Source organism: Salinicola halophyticus (genome assembly GCF_003206695.1).
Taxonomy (GTDB): domain Bacteria; phylum Pseudomonadota; class Gammaproteobacteria; order Pseudomonadales; family Halomonadaceae; genus Salinicola; species Salinicola halophyticus.
Genome location: NZ_PZJN01000003.1, coordinates 35361 through 57525, shown reverse-complemented (window position 1 = coordinate 57525; position 22165 = coordinate 35361). Strand labels below are relative to the sequence as shown.

The window sequence follows — 22165 nt, the reverse complement described above, 5'->3', positions numbered from 1 at the left end:
ACACATGTTCGGGCTTTCCAGACCTCGCTCGCTATTCGCCGCCTCCGCCTTCGGACTGACCCTGGCGCTAGGCGCCCTGTCGCCTGCGCAGGCCCAGGAAGAACTGCGGGAGCTGCTCAACTCCTCCTATGATATTGCCCGCGAGCTCTTTGCTGCGGTCAATCCGAAATTCATCGACTGGTGGCAGGCCCAGCACGACGAGACCGTCAGCGTGAAGCAGTCCCACGGCGGTTCATCGACCCAGGCGCGTTCGATCATGCAGGGGATGCGCGCCGACGTGGTGACGTTCAACCAGGTCACCGACGTCAACGTACTGGCCGACGCCGGCCTGGTCGCCAAGGACTGGCAGGATCGTTACCCCAATCACGCCTCGCCCTACTACTCGACCATCGCGTTTCTGGTGCGCAAGGGTAATCCCAAGCACATCGAGAACTGGGACGACCTGGCTGGCGACGATGTGTCGCTGGTCTTTCCCAACCCCAAGACCTCGGGTAACGGCCGCTACACCTATCTCGCTGCCTGGGGCTACGCCGACAAGACCTTCGACGGCGACGAGAGCAAGATCGAGGACTTCATGAAGACGTTCCTCGGCAACGTCGAGGTGTTCGATACCGGCGGGCGTGGCGCAACCACAACCTTCGTCGAACGCGATATCGGCGACGTGCTGATCACGTTCGAATCCGAGGTCAATAACATCCGCAACGAATACGGCAAGGACGACTACGAGGTGGTGGTACCGCCGGTGAGTATCCTGGCCGAATTTCCGGTGGCCGTGGTCGACGAGTATGCCGAGCGTAACGGCAACGAAGATCTGGCCAAGGGCTATCTCGATTATCTTTACACCGAGGAAGCGCAGCGCCTACTGGCCGGGTTCAACTACCGCGTCAACGACGAGAAGGTTGCCGAAGAATTCCGCGACCAGTTCCCGCAAACCGAACTGCTGCGCGTCGAAGATGTCTTCGGAAGCTGGCCGGAAGCGATGAAGACGCACTTCGCCAGCGGTGGTGAACTGGATCAACTCCAGCGCCGATGATCGCCCAAGCTCTCACGCGACGTCGCGAACGCCGAGTACTGCCGGGCTTCGGCCTGTCGCTCGGCATCTCGCTGACCTTCGTCTCGCTGGTTCTGCTGCTGCCCCTGACCAGTCTGGTGGGGCAGCTTTCGCAGCTGAGCTGGTCGCAGTACTGGTTTCTGATCACCGACCCGCGGCTGCTGGCGAGCTACACGGTCACGCTCCTCGCCGCAGCGGTGGCCGCCCTGTCCAATGCGGTCTTCGGGCTGCTGATGGCATGGGTGCTGGTGCGCTACGAATTTCCCGGCAAGCGGCTGGTGGATGCGCTGATGGATCTGCCGTTCGCGCTGCCGACGGCGGTGGCGGGGATCACGCTGGCAACACTCTACTCCAGTAACGGCTGGATCGGCCGGCTGCTGGAGCCGCTGGGCATTTCGGTTTCCTACACCTGGGTCGGCATCGCGCTGGCGATGGCCTTTACCAGCATCCCGTTCGTGGTCCGTACCGTGCAGCCGGTACTGGAAGATCTGCCGGCCGAAGTGGACGAAGCCGCGATGACCCTCGGCGCCAGCGATGGCCTCGCGTTTCGTCGGGTGATCCTGCCCTACCTATGGCCGGCGCTGGTAACGGGTACCGGGCTCGCTTTCGTGCGCTCGCTGGGCGAGTTCGGCGCGGTGATCTTCATCGCCGGCGGCAAACCCTACGAGACCGAAATCACCTCGTTGATGATCTTCGTCAAACTGCAGGAGTACGACTACGCCGGCGCTTCGGCGGTCGCCTCGATCGTGCTCGCCACCTCGCTTGCCCTGCTGCTCGCGATCAACCTGTGGCAAGGGCGATTCATCAAGCGACTGCATGGAGGGCGCGGCTGATGATCCGTATCGGTGATGCACCGCGCGTCCGCCGTTTGTTGATCGGCGTGGCGCTTGCGCTGACGGTGCTGTTCCTGTTGCTGCCCTTGGTGGCGATCTTCGCCCAGGCGCTGATGAGCGGTATCGACGTCTACTGGCAGAACCTGAGCAACGCCTACACCCTCTCCGCCATCGGCCTGACGCTGCTGGTCGCTGTGATCACGGTGCCGGTCAATCTGGTCTTCGGGGTGTTTCTGGCCTGGCTGGTCACCCGTTTCGAGTTTCCCGGCCGCCGCCTGCTGCAGACGCTGATCGACATCCCGTTTGCCGTTTCGCCGGTGGTCGCCGGCCTGGTCTACCTGCTGCTTTATGGCCGCAACGGCTGGCTCGGCGGCTGGCTCGACGCCCACGATATCCAGATCATGTTCGCCTGGCCGGGCATCGTATTGGTCACGCTTTTCGTCACCTGTCCATTTGTCGCGCGCGAACTGATTCCGCTGATGCAGGCACAGGGTTCGCGTGAAGAGGAAGCCGCGGTGACGCTGGGCGCTTCCGGCTGGACGATCTTCCGGCGTGTCACGCTGCCCAACATTCGCCACGCCCTGCTCTACGGCGTGATCCTGACCAACGCCCGCGCCGTAGGTGAATTCGGCGCCGTCTCGGTGGTCGCCGGGGCGATTCGCGGCGAGACCAACACCCTGCCGCTGCAGGTCGAACAGCTCTATCAGGACTACAACACCGTCGGCGCCTTCACCAGCGCCTCGCTGCTGGCGTTGCTGGCACTGCTGACGCTGGCCGCCAAGGCCGCACTCGAATGGCGCGCCGCGCGCCGGGAGACCGCGACATGAGTATCCGCATCTCGCAGATCGACAAGACCTATGGTAAAACCCGCGCTCTCGAGCCCATCGATCTCGACATTCACGATGGCGAGCTGATCGGGCTGCTCGGCCCGTCCGGCTCCGGCAAGACCACGCTGCTGCGTATCGTCGCCGGGCTGGAACAGGCCGACGGCGGATCGATCCACTTCGGCGAGCGCGACGTGACCCACGTTCACGTGCGCGACCGGCGCATCGGTTTCGTGTTCCAGCACTATGCGCTGTTTCGCCACATGAGCGTGTTCGACAACGTCGCCTTCGGCCTCACCGCCATGCCGCGTTCGCAGCGGCCCTCGACCGGCGAAATCCGCACCCGGGTGATGCAGCTGCTCGAGATGGTCCGGCTTCAGGACTTCGCCGAACGATTTCCCGCCCAGCTCTCCGGCGGCCAGCAGCAGCGCGTGTCGCTGGCACGCGCCCTGGCCCTGAAACCCGACGTCCTGCTGCTCGACGAGCCGTTCGGTGCCCTGGATGCCAAGGTCCGTCAGGAGCTGCGTCGATGGCTGCGTCATCTCCACGAGGAGCTTAACTTCACCAGCCTGTTCGTGACCCATGACCAGGAAGAGGCGTTGGAGCTGTCGGATCGCGTGGTGGTGATGAGCAATGGCCGGGTCGAGCAGATCGCGACGCCGGATACGCTCTATCGCCAGCCCGCCAACCGTTTCGTGTTCGAGTTCCTGGGCGACGTCAACCGGCTCGAAGGCGATATCGAGAACCAGGTACTGACCTGCGGCAATGCGCGAGTGGCGGTGCCCGGCGTCGAGAATGGCCGCCGGGAACTGCTGCTGCGACCCCATGAGGTTCGCCTGGACGAGCAGCCCAGCGCCCGCGCGCACTTGCCGGTCAGCGTCACTGCGGTGGTGCCGGTCGGTGCCGAAGTGCGGATCGAGCTGGAGGCGGACTGGCTCGGTGAACCGTGGCTGGCGACGATCAGTCATGCCGATTTCGAACGTCTGGCGATCACCCGCGGCAAACGACTATTCGCGCAACCCAGCCGTCTGCATCGCTTCGATACGCCACGCCCGCAGACACTGGCGCCGTTATCGGTTTCGTGAGAGAAGACCGCTCGATTCGCCTCCGGAATTTCCGTTTGACGCTTGCCCGCGTTCCGGAAAGTAGCGGACAGTGTCTATAATGGGCGCATCCGCCCCCACGATTCGAGAGGTTAGCGTTATGCGTCAATGGTTTGCGCTCAAATGTACCGCCACGTTGCTACTACTCGGCCTGCTGACAGCCTGCGCCCAGAGCCCGCAGATTCTCTCCGTGAGCCCCAAGGTCAGCGGCGGGTTCCCGCAAGCCGGCAATGGCCAGTCTGTCTCGCTCGAGGTGGTCGACGGCCGCGACAGTAGCGTCATCGGCACCCGATCCGGCACGGCATCGGCAACCTCGACGATCACCGTCGAAGCCAACGATGTGATTCCCAAGATCCGCTCGCAAGCGGAAAATGCTCTGCGCGGCATGGGCTTCAACCCGACCAGCCAGAACAATGGCGGCCCCTCGCTGACACTGACGCTGGCCGAGCTCGACTACGCCCGGGGTACCGCCGAGCAGCCGATGTTGGGCGCCTCTCAGCTGCAGGCGATCATCCAGGCCGATGTCGCCAACGGCAACAATACCTACAAGGGTCGCTACACGGCCAAACGTTCGCAGAGCTACGCGCTCAAGCCGGACTGGGATACCAACAACCGCATGGTGAGCGAACTGTTGAGCAACGCTCTCGACCGCACCTTCCGCGATCAGCAGCTGGCCAATCTGCTGGCGCGCTGATACGTCCACGGCCCTTAAGCAGAGATGAAAAACCGCCTGCTACNNGTAGCAGGCGGTTTTCGTTATTCGATACAACACGGTGGGTGTGTCGATGATCGTGACGGTACGGCGCTAATTCGCGGGGCCTCGCCTCACCATCTTCCACACGCTTTCGGTCAGGCCATCCTCGGCTGGCGAGACGTCACACAGCGTCAGCTCGAAGTTGGGCGACATCAGCGACTCCACTTCCTCGTGCGTCACGCTGAACGGCGGGCCGCGCTCGGGATCGTCGTGGGTCAGGGTGATCAGCAGCCCCCGCCCGCCCGGCAGCAACAGCTGGGCCAGATGATGGGCGTAGCGCTGTCGCGCCGCCGGCGGTAGCGCGACGAGAGCGGCACGATCGTAAAAGCCCGCCAACTCGGCGGCATGGTCGACCTGAAATCGGAACACATCGCCGCACCACAGTTCGATGTTGCCCTGGCGGGTGCAGTCGAACCCTGACTTCCCGGATTCTGGCTGACGATAACGCAGTACAGGCTGAGCACTCTGGGCGACGAACTGCTCGATGGCCAGCGGCGAGAGTTCGATCCCCAGCACCGGATGACCATGCTCGGCTAACCAGCGCATATCCCGGCTCTTGCCACATAGCGGCACCAGAATCCTGGCCTCGGCCTCCAGACCGATCGCCGGCCAGTGAGCCGTCAAAGCCGGATGAGGCGCCTCGCGATGAAACCCGATGCGCCCCTGTTGCCACCGTTCGAGCCAATCCGCTGCGGTCACGAGGCACTCCCGGCGAGACTCAGAACCAACGGTCGCGCTTGCGCCGACGACGCGGCAGATGCGGCACGATCAGTCCGACGATCAAACCCGCAGCCGCGACACCACCGCCATACATGAAGTAGCGCATCAACAGGTCCTCCTTCTGCGTATCCAGACGCGCCTGCATCTCGCGCATCCTGCTCTCGGCCTGAGAGTAGGACTCGTCGAGCTGGTTGTTGGTGGTCTGAAGTTCATCGACCTGCGCCTCACGGCTTTGCAGTTCGTTGCGCATATCGGCCACTCGCTGGTTCCACTCGTCGTCGATGCCGTCGAGCCGCGTGGTCAGCTGATCGACTTTCTTCTGCAATGCCGGCAGCTGTTGCTGGGCGCTGGGTTCGTCCTGCACGAACTGGGACTGAACCCAGACCTCGTCCCCATCGGGGCCGCGAACCTGGGTATAGTCGCCCTGCGTCTGCAGCACGGTGACCGGATCGCCGCTGGTCAGCGTACCCACGATGCGATAGCCATCGGTTGGACCGCTGCGCACGAACGTGGTCAACGAATCACTGATCCAGTGGCCGTTCTGCGCAATGGCAGGAGCGGAAAACAGGGTCGCGCTCAAGGCGCAACCCAGAACTACATTTCGAATTTTCAACATATCGTCGTGATCTTAAGTGGCTAATCGATAACGGTTGGACATTGACTGGTTCACGCGACGATGAGACCACACCTCGCTTCCTGCAAGGGCGGTGAATCGATCATCCACACTTTCTGTGGATAACCATTTGGACAACCTGCGCATCGATGAGCCTATCCACCGGCTGTCTCGGCATTGCGACAAATTGGTGAAAATCTGACCAACCCCTGATTTTTCAAAAACTTTCCGAAACTTCGAAGCCGGTCGTCTCAGGTATCATCCCGGGGCGGCCACGCCATGGGCCGCGGGAATTCGGCGACGTTACCTTCGGACTTGACGGCCTTGGCTATCCCCCCTCGTTCCACTTCGTCGATACGGACGATGGCACTGTAGGGAATGTAGCTGCGGTTGACGCCATCGAAGGTGCGTCGAAGCTTCTCCGCGCCGGGATCGACGACAACCTTGGACTGATCCTCGAACACGAAAGCTTCGACTTCAATGAAGCCCCACAGATCGCTTTGAAAGATCTCCCTGGCGTAGAGTTCCCAAACTTCACCCTGATTGTGAAACACTACCCGATAGATCGGCTTGCTGGGCATAGATGAACGGCTCTCTCGATATCTTTACCAACGCTGCCGAGCCTTTCGACTCGAGACATCATCCCCGATTCTCGGCTCTCAGCGTGGCATTGCAAATAGGCGCAAGGGTACCACAGCCATCGCGCCATGCGAGCGACGCGGGTTGGCTGTATCGGGTCAACGGCCGTATAATGCCGCGTTTTCAAGGACGCCTGCTCGATGGAGATCCATTCAGGCAGGCTTTCCATCTTGTTTTTCTCCTCTCTTTTCCACGACAGGGCACCGGTGACGCGCGCATGGCCGCAGCAACGCAACCTATGACGAAGAAGCTCTTCATCAAGACCCACGGCTGTCAGATGAACGAGTACGACTCCGCTCGCATCGCGGATCTGCTCGGGGAATCTCATCGTCTGGAAATGACCGACAACGAGGGTGATGCCGACGTCATTCTGCTCAACACCTGCTCGATTCGCGAGAAGGCACAGGAGAAGGTGTTCCATCAGCTCGGACGCTGGAAGAAGTTGAAAGCCGCCAAGCCGGATCTGGTCATCGGCGTCGGCGGCTGCGTTGCGAGCCAGGAAGGCGAGAATATCCGCAAGCGTGCGCCCCACGTCGACATGGTATTCGGGCCGCAGACGCTGCATCGGCTGCCGACCATGCTGGACGCCCGCAACAAAGGCGCATCGCCGATCCAGACGGTGGACGTCACGTTCCCCGAGATCGAGAAGTTCGATCATCTGCCCAAGCCGAAATCCGACGGCGCGACCGCATTCGTGTCGGTGATGGAAGGCTGCTCGAAGTACTGCACCTTCTGCGTGGTTCCCTACACCCGTGGCGAAGAGGTCTCGCGCCCTTTCGAATCGGTGATGGAAGAAGTCGTTCATCTGGCCGACCAGGGCGTGCGCGAGATCAACCTGCTGGGCCAGAACGTCAACGCCTATCGCGGGCCGGATGCCGATGGCGACGAGATCGATCTGGCCGAGCTGATCGCCTGCGTGGCGGCGGTCGACGGTATCGACCGCATCCGCTTCACGACCTCGCACCCGGTCGAGTTTTCCGACAGCCTGATCGAAGCCTATGGCGAGATACCGGAGCTGGTAAGCCACCTGCATCTGCCCGTTCAATCAGGCTCGGATCGTATCCTCGCCGCCATGAAGCGCGGCCACGATCGCGACATGTACATCGACAAGCTCGAGCGCATTCGTGCCCTGCGTCCGGACATCAGTTTTTCCTCGGACTTCATCATCGGCTTCCCTGGCGAGACCGATGCCGACTTCGAAGACACCATGGACCTGATCCATCGTATCGGTTTCGATGCCTCTTTCAGTTTCATCTACTCGAAGCGACCGGGAACGCCGGCGTCCAGCCTTCCCGACGAGACTTCGGCGGAAACGAAAAAGCAGCGGCTGGCGATCCTACAGGATCGACTCAATCAGCAGACTGCCCAGATCGGCCGCCGTATGGTCGGCAACGTCGAACGAATTCTGGTCACCGGCTTCTCGCCCAGGGACCCAGGGCAGCTCTCAGGCCGAACCGAGAACAATCGGGTGGTCAATTTCCGGGCCGACGATCCGACGTCGCTGATCGGCTATTTCGTCGATGTCAGCATCACCGAAGCGCTGCCCAATTCGCTGCGCGGCGAGCTGGTTTCCGGCGAGCGCTATTGACCCCTGTCTCGGCCTCCCCATCTGAATTCAGGCGCAATGCCGCGAGACGCATCCGACATTCCGTCAGAGAGATGCGGCGTTGCCCTGCTTCAGCGCTAACGGGTGACGCGAAGCCGGTGGCTGACACTGGTTAACCTCAAGCATTGCTCCGACAGGAAACTGCGCAGTAAGCTGGCGATATGGCAGTCGTGCTGCGCTTTTTCCAAAGCCATATTTTCAAATCCATTTTTTCAAAACAACGGACCTCTTTGCGTTGACCCAAGACCAACAGTCTGACAATCGCGTCGTCTCCTTGACGCTCGAACCCAACGATCCCATGCGTCTGGCCAATCTCTGCGGTCAGCGCGACGAACACTTGAAACTGGTCGAGGCACGGCTCGGCGTCACGCTGCGCAACCGCGGCAACGTCTTCCAGATGGCCGGTCCCGACGCCGGCGTCAAGGCAGCGGCCAACGTGCTCGAGCATCTCTACCGCGAGACCGAAGCCGACGAACTGACCCCGGACACTGTCCATCTCTATCTCCAGGAGTCGGGGGTCGAGGCGATGGAAGAGGAGATCGGCGATATCGAAGCCGGTGGCCTGCTCATCCGCACGCCGCGAACGCTGATCAAGCCACGCGGCTTCAATCAGCAGGGCTACGTCGCCAGCATTCGTCGTCACGATATCAACTTCGGGATCGGCCCCGCGGGTACCGGCAAGACGTATCTGGCGGTGGCAGCGGCCGTGGAAGCGCTCAATCGTCAGGAGGTCAGGCGCATTCTGCTGGTTCGTCCGGCGGTCGAGGCCGGCGAGAAGCTCGGCTTCCTGCCCGGCGACCTGGCGCAGAAGATCGATCCCTATCTGCGCCCGCTCTACGACGCCCTCTACGAGATGCTGGGCTTCGAGCAGGTCAACAAGCTGATCGAGCGTCAGATCATCGAGATCGCCCCGCTCGCCTACATGCGCGGGCGTACGCTCAATAACGCCTTCATCATTCTGGATGAGAGCCAGAACACCACGCGCGAGCAGATGAAGATGTTTCTGACGCGTATCGGCTTCGGCTCGACGGCGGTGATCACCGGCGACGCGACCCAGGTCGACCTGCCGCGTGGCACGAGCTCGGGGTTGATTCACGTGCTAGAAGTGTTGCGCGATACGGCCGGCATCGGAATCACCCAGTTCGCGCCCAAGGACGTCGTCCGCCACCCGCTGGTGCAGCGCATCATCGAGGCCTACGATATTCACGAGGCGACCGAGGAAGCGGCCCAGCGACAGCGTCGGGAAGATCGCCGTCAGGCGCGGCTCGAGACCGAGACCCACCGGGGCCACGACGACTCATGACCCCGGAGATCGATCTCCAGATCGCCGTCGGCGACGAAGCCGAAACGGCTCTCCCGAGCCAGTCGGATCTCGAAGACTGGGTCGGTGCGGTACTCGCTCATGAGGGCGATACTCGCCACGAATTGACGATTCGCGTTGTCGAACGTGACGAGAGCCAACAGCTCAACCGGGACTATCGCGGCAAGGACAAGCCGACCAACGTGCTCTCTTTTCCGTTCGAATCCCCGCCTGGGATCGAACTGCCTCTGCTCGGCGACCTGGTGATCTGCCACGACGTGGTAGCCAACGAAGCGCAGGAACAGCACAAGTCAATCCACGATCACTACGCCCATCTGGTAATACACGGCTGCTTGCATTTGCTCGGCTATGACCATATAGATGATGATGAAGCCGAGCAGATGGAAACTCTCGAGAGAGTTCTGCTCACCCAGTTTGGCATTGCGGACCCGTATCGCGTCGTCGATTCGAAACCCGATGCCTAAACTCCGACTCAAAGCGTCAACATCCAGCATCATGCCGATACCGACGAGATCTTCCTGCGGTCATGGGGAAGCATCCAGCGAGACCCCAAGCCTGATGGCCGAAGCGCCTGACGAGCCTCCGCCAAGCCGCGCCCGAATCGCGGTTGGCCCCTTTTGGATATCGATCATCGATTCGCCGCGACTCTCTTTCGAGCGCGCCGCGAAGGCATCGTGTCGCCTACGGGCATTGCGATGGAGCGATAGTCCTTTTCCCTTCCGTGTGTCATTCGAGGACAAGAGACCACAGTCATGAGCGAAGACCGATCGAGTAGCCAGAGCAGTCGATCCTGGCTTGAAAAACTGATCAGTACCTTCTCCAGCGATTTCGATGAACCCAGCTCGCGTGAAGAGCTGCTCACCTTTCTGCGCGAGGCCGGCCCACGCCTGAACCTCGATCAGGATGCGTTGACGATCATCGAAGGCGCATTCCAGATCAGCGATCAGCAGGTGCGCGAGGTGATGATCCCGCGCTCTCAGGTCACCGCCATCAGCGTGACTCAGCGTCCGGAAGACTGCCTGCCGATCATTCTGGAAACCGCGCATTCGCGCTATCCGGTCATCGACGACAATCTGGACGACGTGCTCGGCATCATGCTGGTCAAGGATCTGCTCCCGCTACTCAAGGGCAACACTCAGGAGCGCGAGGCTTTCGCCCTGCGCGACGTGCTGCGCCCGGCGATGTTCGTGCCCGAATCCAAGCGTCTCAACAGCCTGCTCAAGGAGTTCCGCGATACCCATAATCACATGGCGATCGTGGTCGACGAGTATGGCGGCACCGCCGGTATCGTCACAATCGAGGATATTCTCGAGCAGATCGTCGGCGATATCGAGGACGAGCACGACACCGACGAAGAAGAGGATATCCGCGACATGGGCGACGGTACCTATGCCGTTCGCGCCTTGACGCCGATCGAAGACTTCAACGAACACTTCGACACCGAGTTCTCCGACGAGGAGTTCGATACCGTCGGCGGGCTGATCATGCAGCGCTTCGGCCACCTCCCGGGTCGCCACGAGCATACCGATCTCGGCGAGTGGCGCTTCACCATCCTCAATGCCGACAATCGACGCATTCGCCTGCTCCAGGCCAAACCGGTACCGACCGAAGTCGAAAACGAAAACGAACCGGCACGGCGCATCGAAAGCTGAGCGATGCCTGATTCGAGGCTCGGGCGTCTGAGTCGGAACTGTAGGTGCGGGACTGTAGCCCCGGGACTGTAGCCCCGGGACTCTAGGCGCAGGTCAGCGCGGTTGAAAGCACTTAACGCATTCATTCAGCAACTTTGGTATAAGGGGCACTTTTCGCAAGGAGCGCCCCTGACATGCCGCAAGCCAAGCCGTTGATTTCCGCCCGCCGCCCATGGCCGGGTTATCTCGCTGCGCTGATTGCCGGCGGGTTTGCCACGCTCTCTTTCGCACCCTTCCATCTGTGGTGGTTGGGACCGGTTGCGGTTGCCCTGATGTATCTCGGCCAGCATCGCTTGAGCGTGGGCCAGAGCGCGCTTCGCGGCTGGGTGTTCGGCGTTGGCCTGTTCGGAAGCGGCACTTCCTGGGTCTATGTCTCGATTCACGACTACGGCTATACCGGCGTACCGCTGGCGCTGTTTCTGACCGCGCTTTTCGTCGGCACTTTGGCTTTATTCCCGGCGCTCGTCTTCGGGCTCTATCGTCGTTTCACTTCGCCGCGACTGGCCTTTCTCAGCTTCGCCGGGATCTGGGTACTGGGCGAGGCCTTCCGCAGCTGGGCGTTCACAGGTTTCCCCTGGCTGCTGCTGGGCAGCGCCCAGGTCGATTCGCCGCTGGCGCCTTGGGCGCCCATCGGCGGCGTCTATCTGCTGTCGTTGATCGTCGCGCTCACCGGCACGCTCCTTGTAGAATTTTGTCATCGTCGCTGGTGGGCCATCGCTCCTATCGCACTGCTCTGGCTGGTGCCGCTGGCGCTACCCGCCCAGTGGACGACACCGGCCGCCGACCCGCTGCGCGTCGCATTGCTGCAGGGCAATCTGCCGCAACTCGCCAAATGGAGCGCCGATGGCCAGCGTGATGCAGTCAACACATACTCTCGCCTGACGCGTCAGGTGCCTGACGACGTCGACATCATCGTCTGGCCGGAGACTGCCCTGCCGATGCTCGAACAGCAGGCGCGGCCGTTCATGGCGCGCTTGCAGTCGACGCTGCCCAGCGACACTTCACTGCTGACCGGCGTCGTCCAGCGCGACGCCGAAGGGCGTTACTACAACGCCATCACCGGCGTCGGCGATACCCGCGGCGAATACCGCAAGAGCCATCTGGTGCCGTTCGGCGAATTCCTGCCGCTGGACTTCCTGCTGCGCGGCGTCATCGACTTCTTCGACCTGCCGATGTCGGACTTCGCCGCCGGCGACGATTCCCAGCCTCCAATCCTGACCCATGGCATCGCCATCGGCAGCGCCATCTGCTACGAGATCGTCTACCCCGACCTGGTCGCGGAGCGGGCGCGAGATGCCAACGTGCTGCTGACGGTTTCCAACGACACCTGGTTCGGCCGCTCGATCGGACCGCTGCAGCATCTGCAGATGGCGCAACTGCGTGCCTTGGAGAACGGCCGCTACGTCGTTCGTGCTACCAGTAACGGGGTCACGGCGATCATCGACGATCACGGCCGCCTGCGCGAGCGAGCGCCGCAGTTCGAAACCGCCAGCGTCGTCGGCGATATCATCCCCATGACCGGACAGACGCCTTTCACCCGCACCGGCAGCTGGCCGACGTGGCTGCTGTCATTGTTACTGCTGGCACCGGCACTGGTATGGAAGGCTCGCCAGCCCAGGTAACACCCCGCCGCATGCCGCCACGCCCTGGCACTCCAGCCAACGGGCGTGGCGTCACGATTTTCGGACCTGCGTCATTTCCGGATATGCGACGCCGGTTTATCGAATGGTTCCGAGGCGGCATTCGAGGCTTGCCTCCCGCCTGACGATAGCGTTGGATGGAACTCTTCATTTCCGGTCATCGAGTATGTCATGACACTGTCTCAGGTCTCCCCCGACGATATCCGCAGCGCCTTCTCCCAAGCCATGTCGGACATGTACCGGCAGGAAGTGCCGCAATATGGCGATCTGCTCGAACTGGTCGCCAATATCAATCAGACGACACTCGACTCGGATCCGGCGCTGGCCGCTCGGCTCGACGCGCAGAACGAGACCTCGCGCCTGGGCGTCGAGCGTCACGGGGCGATTCGCGTCGGCACCGCCGATGAGCTGTCGACGCTGAGACGCGTGTTCGCGCTGATGGGGATGTATCCCGTGAGCTACTACGATCTCTCCGAGGCCGGCGTGCCGGTTCACTCCACGGCTTTCCGCCCCATCGACGAGAGCTCGCTTCAGCGCAACCCTTTCCGGATCTTCACGTCGCTGCTGCGCCTGGAATTGATCGAGGATGCCGGCCTGCGCCGTCAGGCCGCCTCGATCCTTGCCGAGCGCGACATCTTCACCCCCGGGGCGCGCGAACTGGTCGAACTGGGTGAGCGCCAGGGTGGCTTCGATCGTGATCAGGCCGCGCGTTTCGTGACCGAGATTCTGGAAACCTTTCGCTGGCACCGCGACGCGACGGTCGACCATGACACGTACCATGCGTTGCACGCGGCCCACAGACTGGTGGCGGACGTGGTCTGCTTCCGCGGTCCGCATATCAACCATCTGACGCCGCGAACGCTGGATATCGACGCCGCCCAGACCGCGATGCCGGACTATGGCATCACGCCCAAGGCCGTGATCGAGGGGCCGCCCCGGCGCCAGTGGCCGATCCTGCTGCGCCAGACCAGCTTCAAGGCCCTGGAAGAATCGGTACGGTTCGCCGACAGCGATGGAGGCACTCATACCGCCCGCTTCGGCGAGATCGAACAGCGCGGTGTCGCACTGACACCCAAGGGCCGCGCGCGATATGACGAGCTGCTGGCCCAGTCCCGCCAAGCGCCAGCCGCCGCCGACAATCTCGCCCATCAGCGCCAGCTGGGCGAAGTCTTCGCTGCCTTCCCCGATGACGCGGCAACGCTGCGGCGTGAAGCGCTGGCGTACTTTCGCTATCAGCTCAGCGACAGCGGGCGCGAGCGTCTGGCCAGCGGCGAGTCGGCCCCGGCTTCCCTCGACGACGCGGTGGGTACGGGGTGGATCGATGCCACCCCGATCACCTACGAGGATTTCCTGCCGGTCAGCGCCGCCGGCATCTTCCAGTCGAACCTCGGCGACACCCAGCAGCAGACGCATGCCAGCGAGTCTCGCAGCGAATCCAACCAGAGCGCCTTCGAGCTGGCACTGGGTCGGCCGGTTCACGACGAATTCGAACTCTACGGACGTCTGCAGCAGGACTCGCTGGAACGAGTGCAACAGCAGCTCGGCATCGAGGATTGACGCTTTTTCGTCGCCGACCCGCGAAGCTCGTCGCAGCCGGAACACTTCTCGTCGCCTGAATGCCGATAGAACATCGCCTGTCACCCTAGGCTGAGAGCATCCCTCTCGAGACCCCATGGAGACAGGCAATGGCCACGGTCCACAACAATAATGCGACCGCCTCACTTTCGACCGATGTCGACCTTTCAACGCTACGCAAGGTGATCGCGGCCTCGGCGATCGGCAACTTCGTCGAGTGGTTCGATTTTGCCGTCTACGGCTTTCTGGCCGTGATCATCTCGCAGCACTTCTTCCCGCCCGGCGACGATTCATTGGCACTGCTGCAGACGTTCGCGGTGTTTGCGGTGTCATTCGCACTGCGCCCGCTCGGGGGCATCTTCTTCGGCATGCTGGGCGACAGGATCGGGCGCAAGCGCATCCTTGCCGTGACCGTGCTGCTGATGGCCGGGGCCACGACGCTGATCGGCGTGCTGCCGACCTACGCGAGCGTCGGGCTGTTTGCCCCGCTGGCGCTGGCACTGGCGCGTTGCATTCAGGGGTTCTCCGCCGGCGGCGAGTATGCCGGCGCCTGCGCCTTCGTGATGGAACACGCGCCGACCCACCGCAAGGCCCGCTACGGCAGCTTCGTGCCGGTTTCCACCTTTATGGCTTTTGCCACCGCGGCGGCGCTGACCTTCGTCATCAGCACCATCCTGTCCGAAGAGGCTCTGAACGCCTGGGGCTGGCGTATTCCGTTTCTGGTCGCCGCGCCGCTGGGGCTGATCGGGCTCTACATGCGCCTGCGACTGGACGAATCCCCCGCTTTCCAGGCCCTGAAAGCACAACATGCCGTGCCGCAGGCACCATTGAAAGAAACCGTCCGGGCGCACGGCGCGACCATTGTCAGTCTGAGCGCTTTCATTTCCGTCACGGCGCTGTCGTTTTACATGTTCACGACCTACTTCACGACCTACATGCAGGTCGTGGGTCACGCGTCGCGAACCACCGCGCTGCTGGCCAGTCTAGGCGCGTTGATTTTCGCGGCAGCGCTATGCCCGTTCGTCGGGCGATATGCCGATCGTGTCGGACGTCGCAAGACGATCCTGACGGCGGGAACGTGTCTGATCGTGGCGGTCTTTCCCGCCTATACGCTGGCCGGGAGCGGCGAATGGTGGGCATCGCTGATCGGCGCGATGCTGATGGCGGTGGGCGCGGTGATCTGCGGCGTGGTCACGGCGGTACTGCTGTCGGAGCAGTTTCCGACCCGGGTGCGCTATACCGCCTCGGCACTCTGCTACAACGTCTCGTATACGATCTTCGGCGGGACGGCGCCCCTGGTGGCAACCTGGTTGATCGAGCGCACCGGCAACAATCTGTCGCCAGCGATCTATTTGATCGCGATCACGCTATTGGCCATGTGGGGAGGGCTGCGCCTGCCGGAATCTTCCCACCGCGCACTGGATGCCGATGAGTCCGAATGGCGCCACGCTCCGGAACCCTTCATGCGGCCCACGACCTGATTTGCCAAGCCGTGCCGCGCGCTGACACGCCCACGACTAGCGAGTGCCGAGCCGCCAGTCGTGAGCGTCGATAAAGCGGCCTCAGGGCCGCGATTCGGATTGCGGCATTCCGGAAACGCGCTGGAAGTAGCGATGTCCGCAGGCGTGGCAGGCGTCCAGCCGCGCGACCTGATCGAGCAGCACGCCGACGCCACAGTGAACGCAGTTCATGCGTCCCGGCAGCGCCACTTCGCCGGCGGTGTAGTCGGCCCGAGCCGCTTCCAGGTCGTCATCGAAGCGTTCGCGATCGATGGTGGTGCGATCGGCGATCGAGAACAGCGCTTCGCTGACTCGGCGCGAGAGCACGTCGAGGTCGATCCCAAGCCAGGTCGCGATGCCCTCGCCACCCCTGGCCAGATACTGGCGAAAATCTCGCATGTCCCGCTCGACCCAGGCACGCAGCAGCGCCGCCTCGTCCTTGGTGAACTCTTCGAACTCGGACTCGAACGCGACCGCCTCGTCGAGTTCGTGCTGAAAGCTGTCCCAGGAGAGTTCTCCGCCGCCGTCCTTCAAGCGGGTCAGAATGCGTTCATAGGCTTCGCTGAGACGGGAACGCGCCTCGGGTCGTGACTGTTGCTCATCCATGGCTATCCCCTTTTGCTGCTGCGGATCGATTCACCCGGCCTTGATGCCAGGCTCTTACTTGCGACGATGGGTCTGGGGTATGCTTGTGGCCCTGAAAAATCAAGCCGGCCCCGCTTCTTTTCGTCTGTGATGAGTATAGCTTTTCGCGGGGACTCTGGCGCTCCCACACGCCGAACGCAAGGTGCCTGACCAAACCGATGGACGCACAGTACAACCCGCAAGCGATCGAAAACGCCGCCCAGCAATACTGGAACCGGAACCAGAGCTTCAAGGCCGTCGAGGATGCGACACGCGAGAAGTTCTATTGCCTGTCGATGTTCCCCTATCCCAGCGGCAAGCTGCATATGGGTCATGTGCGCAATTACACCATCGGTGATGTGGTGACGCGTTTCCAGCGCATGCAGGGCAAGAACGTGCTGCAGCCGATGGGGTGGGACGCCTTCGGCATGCCGGCCGAGAACGCCGCGATCAAGAATCGCGTAGCGCCGGGCAAGTGGACCTACGAGAACATCGACGCCATGCGCAGCCAGCTCAAGTCGCTGGGGTTCGCCTATGACTGGAATCGTGAATTCGCGACCTGCGACGTCGACTACTACCGCTGGGAGCAGTGGTTTTTTGCCAAGCTGGTCGAGAAAGGCGTCGTCTACAAGAAGATGTCGACGGTCAACTGGGACCCGGTCGACCAGACGGTACTCGCCAACGAGCAGGTCATCGACGGCCGTGGCTGGCGTTCCGGCGCGCGTGTCGAACGCAAGGAGATCCCGCTGTGGTTTCTCAAGATCACCGACTACGCGGATGAACTGCTGGCCGACCTCGACAAGGTCGAGTGGCCCGAGCAGGTCAAGACCATGCAGCGCAACTGGATCGGCAAGTCCCGCGGCGTCGAACTGAGTTTCGACGTGGCCGGCCTGGATGCGGCGGACGCCAATGCCCGGCTCGATGTCTACACCACTCGTCCCGATACGCTGTATGGCGTCACTTACATGGCGGTGGCCGCTGGCCATCCGCTGGCGAAGCGCGCCGCGGAACAGGATCCGGCCATGGCCGAATTCCTGCTCGAATGTCAGCAAGGCGGCAACTCCGAAGCCGAGCTGGCGACCATGGAAAAGCGCGGCCGCGATACCGGTTATCGTGCGATCCATCCGCTGACCGGCCAGGAAGTGCCGATCTTCGTCGCCAACTTCGTGCTGATGGAGTACGGCACCGGGGCTGTCATGGCCGTGCCTGGCCACGATCAGCGCGACTGGGAGTTCGCGACGAAATATGCGCTGCCGATCCAGCCGGTCATCGCCGACGCTGACGGCAGCACGCCGGATCTCTCCGCGGGTGCCTTCGTCGATCATGGCAAGCTGATCCACTCCGGCGAGTTCGACGGCCTCGAATTCGAAGCCGCCTTCACTGCCGTCGCCGCCCGACTCGAGTCCGAAGGCCGCGGCAGGATCAAGACCCAATACCGGCTGCGGGACTGGGGCGTCGCCCGCCAGCGCTACTGGGGCGCACCGATTCCGGTCAAGTACGGCCCCGAAGGCCAGACCGTGCCGCTCACCGACGACGAGCTGCCGGTGGCGCTGCCGATGGAAGTCGAAGTCGACGCCTCGGGCTCGCCGCTGAAGAAGATGCCGTCCTTCTACGACCTGGGTGATGGCTGGACGCGGGAAACCGATACCTTCGACACCTTTATGGAGTCTTCCTGGTACTACGCCCGCTTCTGCTGTGCCGACAATCCGGAGGCGATGCTCGACGACCGCGCCAACTACTGGCTACCGGTGGATCTCTACATCGGCGGTATCGAGCACGCGATCCTGCACCTGCTCTACGCCCGGTTCTTTCACAAGCTGATGCGCGACGAAGGCCTAGTCAATAGCGACGAGCCCTTCCAGCGCCTGCTGACCCAGGGCATGGTGATCGCCGAGACCTTCTATCGCGAAGAAGCCAACGGCGGCAAGGCGTGGTTCAATCCTGCCGATGTCGAGGTCGAACGTGACGACAAGGGCCGTCCGATCAGTGCCAGACTGATCGACGATGGCCAGCCGGTGACCATGGGCGGCATCGAGAAGATGTCCAAGTCGAAGAACAACGGTGTCGACCCGCAGGCGATGATCGATCGTTTCGGTGCCGATACCGTCCGCCTGTTCGTGATGTTCGCCGCCCCGCCGGAGCAATCCCTAGAGTGGTCGGATTCCGGCGTCGAAGGCTCCCATCGCTTTCTCAAGCGGCTGTGGAAGCTGGTCGCCGATCATGTTGCGGCGGGTACGCCGGCGTCACTCGACGTGGCCGTGCTGGATGACGCGCAGAAAGATCTGCGCCGCAAGACCCACGAGACCATCGCCAAGGCGGGTGACGACATTGGCCGTCGAACCACGTTCAATACCGCGATCGCGGCGGTGATGGAGCTGACCAACGCGCTGGGGCGTTTCGACGACACGTCGCCGCAAGGCCTTGCCGTCAGTCGCGAGGCCATCGAAGCCTGCGTATTGCTGCTCTCGCCGATCACGCCGCACGTCTGTCACGCGCTTTGGCAGTCGCTGGGTCACCAGACGCCGGTGATCGATGCGAGCTGGCCGGTGGTGGACGATGAGGCCCTGGTCAAGGCCAGCGTCGAACTGGTGGTGCAGGTCAACGGCAAGCTGCGAGCTCGACTCGACGTGCCGGCGGCAGCCGACAAGTCAGCGGTTGAGTCGTTGGCCTTGGCGGAAGAAAACGTGCAGCGTCATGTCGAAGGCAAGACCGTGCGCAAGGTCATCGTCGTTCCCGGTAAACTGGTCAATATTGTTGCTAACTGAGTTGTTGCATTGCCGTCCGTGACAAGGAGCTTTTCATGATTCGTCGCACCGTTTTGACCGGCCTACTCGCGGTATCGCTGACCGCACTGGCCGGCTGTGGCTTTCAGCTCCGAGGGCTGAACCAGCCCACCCTGAGTCTTTCTGAACTCAGCTTGAGCGCCAATGTTTCTCCATTCAGCGAAGAAGTGAAACGCTCGCTGGAGAACGCCGGCACGCGCGTCGTCGACGACGCCGACCTGCGCGTCAATCTCGGCGACGAGCGAATCAGCGAGACTCGCCTGACCCGCTCCGACTCCGGCAGCCGCGAGACCGAAATCACGCTGACGGCGCCGTTCTCCGTCCAGCGTGTCTCGGATAGCGCCTACCTGCTCAACCAGCAGCAGCTGGAGACGTCGACGACGGTGCTGCTCTCCACCGACGATATCTATTCCGGTGAGGAGCTGCGTACCGGAGCCGTCAGGCAGCTGCGTCGTGATGCCGCCGAACAACTCATCGACCGACTGGACGCGCTCGAGACGCCATGAAGGTTTTTCCCGACAAGCTGGAAGAGGCGCTCAAGAAACGTCTACCGCCGGTGGTACTGGTCGCCGGCGACGAGCCGCTGATCCACCTGGAAGCCTGCGATGCCGTGCGCCGCGTTGCCCGCGAGCGCGGCATCGAAGAACGCGAGGTGATGCACGTCGAATCCGGATTTCAGTGGACGCAGCTCCTGGAGTCCGCGGCCAGTCTGTCGCTGTTCGCCTCGAGCAAGCTGATCGAGGTGCGCCTCGGCAGCCAGTCCCCCGGCCAGGAGGGAAGCAAAGCGCTCGAAGCCTACGCCGAGCAGGCGGGCGGCAGCGACAACGTACTGCTGTTGTCGAGCCAGCGCCTGGACCGCAAGTCGCAGTCGAGCAAATGGTTCAAGACGCTCGACAAGCTGGGACTGTTCGTCCCTGTGTGGCCGGTCGATCATCAGCGTCTGGGTTTCTGGATGCGCGATCGGGCCAACCGTTACGGTTTCACCATGGACATGGAGGCGGCGCGGCTACTCGGCGAACGCACCGAAGGCAACCTGCTGGCGGCGGATCAGGAGCTGCAGAAACTGGCACTGCTGCTGCCGCCCAATGCACGCCTCGATGTCGAAGCGATCGCCAGCGGCGTCGAGAGCAGTGCGCGTTACGATGTCTTCACGCTGGTGGATGCGTGTCTGAAAGGCGATCGCGACCGTGTCGTTCGCATCGTGCGCGGCCTGCGCCAGGAAGGCGTCGAAGCGCCGATCATCCTGTGGGCGCTGACCCGCGAGCTGCGAACGCTGCTCTCGATCTTTCAGCACCTCGACCAGGGTCAGAGCCTGGAGCATGCTTGCAAGGCTCAGCGCCCGATGATTCCGGAAAAACGTCGCCCCGGCTATCAGCAGGCGCTCAAGCGTCTGCCCCAGCGACGCCTGCACAAGCTGCTGATGTTCTCCCAGCGCATCGATCTGGCGATCAAGGGCGCCATCGCCCTACCCGTTTGGGATTGCCTGCAGGATCTCGCTCTGACCCTATCCGGCGGCCGCGGGATGCTGGCAGAAATGCCTTTCGCCTACCGTACGGCCTGACGCTTCCGACGCCCCCGTCGGGCCGCTCGGGTCACAAGATGACACCTGGAATTCTCGCGGCTCGTACAAATAGTTGATAATATCTACTATTTGGCAACGAACTTCACAGGTCCCCATGTCTCGTTCCTACTCTTTTGCCCTGCCACTGGTGCTAGCCATCACCATGGCCCTCGGACCGCTGTCGATCGATGCCTATCTCCCCGCCTTCCCGGCCATGGCAGACGCGATAGGTGTCGGCATCGGCGAAGTCTCGAGAAGTCTTTCGATCTACATCTTTGGCCTCGCCATCGGCCAACTGGTCGGCGGGCCGCTGTCGGACCGAATCGGACGACCTCGGGTCATGTATGCGGGGCTCGGGATCTTCATTGCCGCCTGCCTGGCGATCACACAGACCGACGATCTGAATCTGCTGCTGACGCTACGCGGCGTTCAGGCCTTCGGCGGCGGCTGGATCATGGTGCTCGTGCCAGCCCTGGTCCGGGACCAGGTCAGAGGGCGCGAGGCTGCCAAGCTGTTTAGCATGATCGGGCTGATCATGGTGGTGGCCCCCGGCGTCGCGCCGAGTATCGGCAGTGCGCTGCTGGCGCTGGGCGACTGGCACGCCATTTTCTGGTTCCTCGCCATCTACGCGCTTGGCGTGGTTCCGCTGCAGGCTCGCGTGGTGCTGCGCCATGCCCAGCCGCGCGTCGTCGCCCAGCAACAGGATTCGTTGCTGACGCGCTACCGTTTCGTGCTGGCGACTCGGGCCGCGCTGCCGTTCATTGCTCTGCAGGCCTTCGCCTTCTCGGTCATGATGCTGTTCATCACTCACGCATCGTTCATTTATCAGGCCCACTTCGGGCAGTCGGAGAGCGTCTTTTCGCTGATGTTCGGCGCCAATATCCTGATCATGCTGCTGGTCAATCTGACCAATCGCGCCGTCCTCAACCGATTTACCTCGCGCCAGATTCTGATTACCTGTCTGTGCGTGCAGTTCATTGGCGTGCTACTGCTGTCGCTGGCGACGTGGGCCGATGTCTCGGTCTGGGTATTCCTGCCGGCCATGATGCTGACCATCGGTGCCCAGGGCGCCGTGGTACCCAACAATCAGGCCTGCTTCATGGAGTATTTCGAACGCCATGGCGGCACCGCGGCTTCTCTGCTGGGTGCCTGCCAGTTCGGGATTGCCGGGACGCTCAGTGCGCTGTCGACCTTGCTGCCGGAAACGCTGAGCTGGGTCATCGCGTCGATGTTCCTCTGCTCGCTGATCTGCATGGGCGTCATCATCGGTGTGCTGCGCCCTCAACGCGCGGTGGGTACCGGTTCGCCCTGAACGATGCTGCTGCCTC

Annotated in this window: 20 protein-coding genes; 16 read left to right on the top strand and 4 right to left on the bottom strand. The window is 62.5% G+C overall.

All coding sequences use genetic code 11. From position 1 onward, the window contains the following. Positions 1-4: 4 nt before the first annotated feature. The 5 genes from cysP to DOM58_RS02320 all read left to right on the top strand — a co-directional run bounded on the left by cysP (position 5) and on the right by DOM58_RS02320 (position 4505). On the top strand, positions 5-1033 hold the full coding sequence (gene cysP, locus DOM58_RS02340; RefSeq protein ID WP_110691633.1) for a thiosulfate ABC transporter substrate-binding protein CysP: 1029 nt from the start codon (positions 5-7) through the stop codon (positions 1031-1033). Further along, positions 1030-1884: a sulfate/thiosulfate ABC transporter permease CysT gene (gene cysT, locus DOM58_RS02335; protein ID WP_110691632.1), complete on the top strand. Its 855-nt coding sequence runs from the start codon at positions 1030-1032 to the stop codon at positions 1882-1884. Before cysP ends, cysT begins: the two co-directional genes overlap by 4 nt. Next, the gene (cysW, locus tag DOM58_RS02330) at positions 1884-2711 is read left to right on the top strand and encodes a sulfate ABC transporter permease subunit CysW (RefSeq protein WP_110691631.1); all 828 of its coding nucleotides are present in this window, start codon (positions 1884-1886) and stop codon (positions 2709-2711) included. The genes cysT and cysW overlap by 1 nt, the downstream gene beginning before the upstream one ends. Further along, positions 2708-3793, top strand: a complete 1086-nt coding sequence (locus tag DOM58_RS02325) for a sulfate/molybdate ABC transporter ATP-binding protein (protein WP_110691630.1) — start codon at positions 2708-2710, stop codon at positions 3791-3793. Before cysW ends, DOM58_RS02325 begins: the two co-directional genes overlap by 4 nt. A gap of 118 nt (positions 3794-3911) precedes the next feature. Beyond that, positions 3912-4505, top strand: a complete 594-nt coding sequence (locus DOM58_RS02320) for a YajG family lipoprotein (RefSeq protein WP_075561963.1) — start codon at positions 3912-3914, stop codon at positions 4503-4505. Between the two features lie 111 nt (positions 4506-4616). On the opposite strand, the gene DOM58_RS02315 is transcribed toward DOM58_RS02320, so the two are convergent. The 3 genes from DOM58_RS02315 to DOM58_RS02305 all read right to left on the bottom strand — a co-directional run bounded on the left by DOM58_RS02315 (position 4617) and on the right by DOM58_RS02305 (position 6479). Further along, positions 4617-5264 (bottom strand): class I SAM-dependent methyltransferase, encoded by a 648-nt coding sequence (locus tag DOM58_RS02315; protein WP_110691629.1) that lies wholly within the window; start codon positions 5262-5264, stop codon positions 4617-4619. A 19-nt stretch (positions 5265-5283) separates the two neighbouring features. After that, positions 5284-5901 carry a TIGR04211 family SH3 domain-containing protein gene (locus tag DOM58_RS02310; RefSeq protein ID WP_075561961.1) on the bottom strand — a complete coding sequence of 206 codons (618 nt, stop codon included), beginning with the start codon at positions 5899-5901 and terminating at the stop codon, positions 5284-5286. Positions 5902-6149: 248 nt separating this feature from the next. After that, positions 6150-6479, bottom strand: a complete 330-nt coding sequence (locus tag DOM58_RS02305) for a DUF1820 family protein (protein ID WP_075561960.1) — start codon at positions 6477-6479, stop codon at positions 6150-6152. Between the two features lie 296 nt (positions 6480-6775). Between DOM58_RS02305 and miaB the strand changes: the two genes are divergently transcribed. The 7 genes from miaB (at position 6776) to DOM58_RS02270 (ending at position 15851) form a co-directional block, all read left to right on the top strand. Beyond that, complete coding sequence (gene miaB, locus DOM58_RS02300; RefSeq protein WP_075561959.1) at positions 6776-8125, top strand: tRNA (N6-isopentenyl adenosine(37)-C2)-methylthiotransferase MiaB; 1350 nt, start codon at positions 6776-6778, stop codon at positions 8123-8125. A 253-nt stretch (positions 8126-8378) separates the two neighbouring features. Next, complete coding sequence (locus DOM58_RS02295) at positions 8379-9446, top strand: PhoH family protein (RefSeq protein ID WP_075561958.1); 1068 nt, start codon at positions 8379-8381, stop codon at positions 9444-9446. Further along, the gene (gene ybeY, locus DOM58_RS02290; RefSeq protein WP_110691628.1) at positions 9443-9928 is read left to right on the top strand and encodes an rRNA maturation RNase YbeY; all 486 of its coding nucleotides are present in this window, start codon (positions 9443-9445) and stop codon (positions 9926-9928) included. Before DOM58_RS02295 ends, ybeY begins: the two co-directional genes overlap by 4 nt. Before the next feature lie 288 nt (positions 9929-10216). Then, entirely contained in the window at positions 10217-11116 is a 900-nt protein-coding gene (locus DOM58_RS02285; RefSeq protein WP_075561956.1) for a CorC family transporter, read from the top strand. A gap of 173 nt (positions 11117-11289) precedes the next feature. Beyond that, entirely contained in the window at positions 11290-12777 is a 1488-nt protein-coding gene (gene lnt / locus DOM58_RS02280; protein ID WP_110691627.1) for an apolipoprotein N-acyltransferase, read from the top strand. Between the two features lie 189 nt (positions 12778-12966). Further along, complete coding sequence (gene hglS / locus DOM58_RS02275) at positions 12967-14352, top strand: 2-oxoadipate dioxygenase/decarboxylase HglS (RefSeq protein WP_110691626.1); 1386 nt, start codon at positions 12967-12969, stop codon at positions 14350-14352. Positions 14353-14480: 128 nt separating this feature from the next. Then, positions 14481-15851 carry an MFS transporter gene (locus tag DOM58_RS02270; RefSeq protein WP_110691625.1) on the top strand — a complete coding sequence of 457 codons (1371 nt, stop codon included), beginning with the start codon at positions 14481-14483 and terminating at the stop codon, positions 15849-15851. 81 nt (positions 15852-15932) lie between these two features. On the opposite strand, the gene DOM58_RS02265 is transcribed toward DOM58_RS02270, so the two are convergent. Beyond that, positions 15933-16475, bottom strand: coding sequence for a zinc ribbon-containing protein (locus DOM58_RS02265; protein WP_075561952.1), 543 nt, complete (start codon positions 16473-16475; stop codon positions 15933-15935). A gap of 197 nt (positions 16476-16672) precedes the next feature. Here DOM58_RS02265 and leuS point away from each other — a divergent pair, with 197 nt between their 5' ends. The 4 genes from leuS (at position 16673) to DOM58_RS02245 (ending at position 22149) form a co-directional block, all read left to right on the top strand. Then, positions 16673-19258 (top strand): leucine--tRNA ligase, encoded by a 2586-nt coding sequence (leuS, locus tag DOM58_RS02260; RefSeq protein WP_110691624.1) that lies wholly within the window; start codon positions 16673-16675, stop codon positions 19256-19258. Between the two features lie 35 nt (positions 19259-19293). Continuing rightward, a complete protein-coding gene (locus DOM58_RS02255; protein WP_075561950.1) occupies positions 19294-19782 on the top strand; it encodes an LPS-assembly lipoprotein LptE in 489 nt (162 codons plus the stop codon). Beyond that, the gene (holA, locus tag DOM58_RS02250) at positions 19779-20837 is read left to right on the top strand and encodes a DNA polymerase III subunit delta (RefSeq protein WP_075561949.1); all 1059 of its coding nucleotides are present in this window, start codon (positions 19779-19781) and stop codon (positions 20835-20837) included. The genes DOM58_RS02255 and holA overlap by 4 nt, the downstream gene beginning before the upstream one ends. Before the next feature lie 115 nt (positions 20838-20952). Continuing rightward, positions 20953-22149 carry a multidrug effflux MFS transporter gene (locus tag DOM58_RS02245; protein ID WP_110691623.1) on the top strand — a complete coding sequence of 399 codons (1197 nt, stop codon included), beginning with the start codon at positions 20953-20955 and terminating at the stop codon, positions 22147-22149. Positions 22150-22165: the final 16 nt, after the last annotated feature.

What these genes read in the sequence shown, in the direction of transcription:
- DOM58_RS02325 (WP_110691630.1), top strand. Translation starts at nt 2,708, where the DNA reads ATGAGTATCCGCATCTCGCAGATCGACAAGACCTATGGTAAAACCCGC.
- DOM58_RS02310 (WP_075561961.1), bottom strand. Translation starts at nt 5,901, where the DNA reads ATGTTGAAAATTCGAAATGTAGTTCTGGGTTGCGCCTTGAGCGCGACC.
- cysP (WP_110691633.1), top strand. Translation starts at nt 5, where the DNA reads ATGTTCGGGCTTTCCAGACCTCGCTCGCTATTCGCCGCCTCCGCCTTC.
- DOM58_RS02255 (WP_075561950.1), top strand. Translation starts at nt 19,294, where the DNA reads ATGATTCGTCGCACCGTTTTGACCGGCCTACTCGCGGTATCGCTGACC.
- DOM58_RS02270 (WP_110691625.1), top strand. Translation starts at nt 14,481, where the DNA reads ATGGCCACGGTCCACAACAATAATGCGACCGCCTCACTTTCGACCGAT.
- hglS (WP_110691626.1), top strand. Translation starts at nt 12,967, where the DNA reads ATGACACTGTCTCAGGTCTCCCCCGACGATATCCGCAGCGCCTTCTCC.
- DOM58_RS02285 (WP_075561956.1), top strand. Translation starts at nt 10,217, where the DNA reads ATGAGCGAAGACCGATCGAGTAGCCAGAGCAGTCGATCCTGGCTTGAA.
- leuS (WP_110691624.1), top strand. Translation starts at nt 16,673, where the DNA reads ATGGACGCACAGTACAACCCGCAAGCGATCGAAAACGCCGCCCAGCAA.
- cysW (WP_110691631.1), top strand. Translation starts at nt 1,884, where the DNA reads ATGATCCGTATCGGTGATGCACCGCGCGTCCGCCGTTTGTTGATCGGC.
- holA (WP_075561949.1), top strand. Translation starts at nt 19,779, where the DNA reads ATGAAGGTTTTTCCCGACAAGCTGGAAGAGGCGCTCAAGAAACGTCTA.
- miaB (WP_075561959.1), top strand. Translation starts at nt 6,776, where the DNA reads ATGACGAAGAAGCTCTTCATCAAGACCCACGGCTGTCAGATGAACGAG.
- DOM58_RS02305 (WP_075561960.1), bottom strand. Translation starts at nt 6,479, where the DNA reads ATGCCCAGCAAGCCGATCTATCGGGTAGTGTTTCACAATCAGGGTGAA.
- DOM58_RS02320 (WP_075561963.1), top strand. Translation starts at nt 3,912, where the DNA reads ATGCGTCAATGGTTTGCGCTCAAATGTACCGCCACGTTGCTACTACTC.
- DOM58_RS02265 (WP_075561952.1), bottom strand. Translation starts at nt 16,475, where the DNA reads ATGGATGAGCAACAGTCACGACCCGAGGCGCGTTCCCGTCTCAGCGAA.
- cysT (WP_110691632.1), top strand. Translation starts at nt 1,030, where the DNA reads ATGATCGCCCAAGCTCTCACGCGACGTCGCGAACGCCGAGTACTGCCG.
- DOM58_RS02245 (WP_110691623.1), top strand. Translation starts at nt 20,953, where the DNA reads ATGTCTCGTTCCTACTCTTTTGCCCTGCCACTGGTGCTAGCCATCACC.
- ybeY (WP_110691628.1), top strand. Translation starts at nt 9,443, where the DNA reads ATGACCCCGGAGATCGATCTCCAGATCGCCGTCGGCGACGAAGCCGAA.
- lnt (WP_110691627.1), top strand. Translation starts at nt 11,290, where the DNA reads ATGCCGCAAGCCAAGCCGTTGATTTCCGCCCGCCGCCCATGGCCGGGT.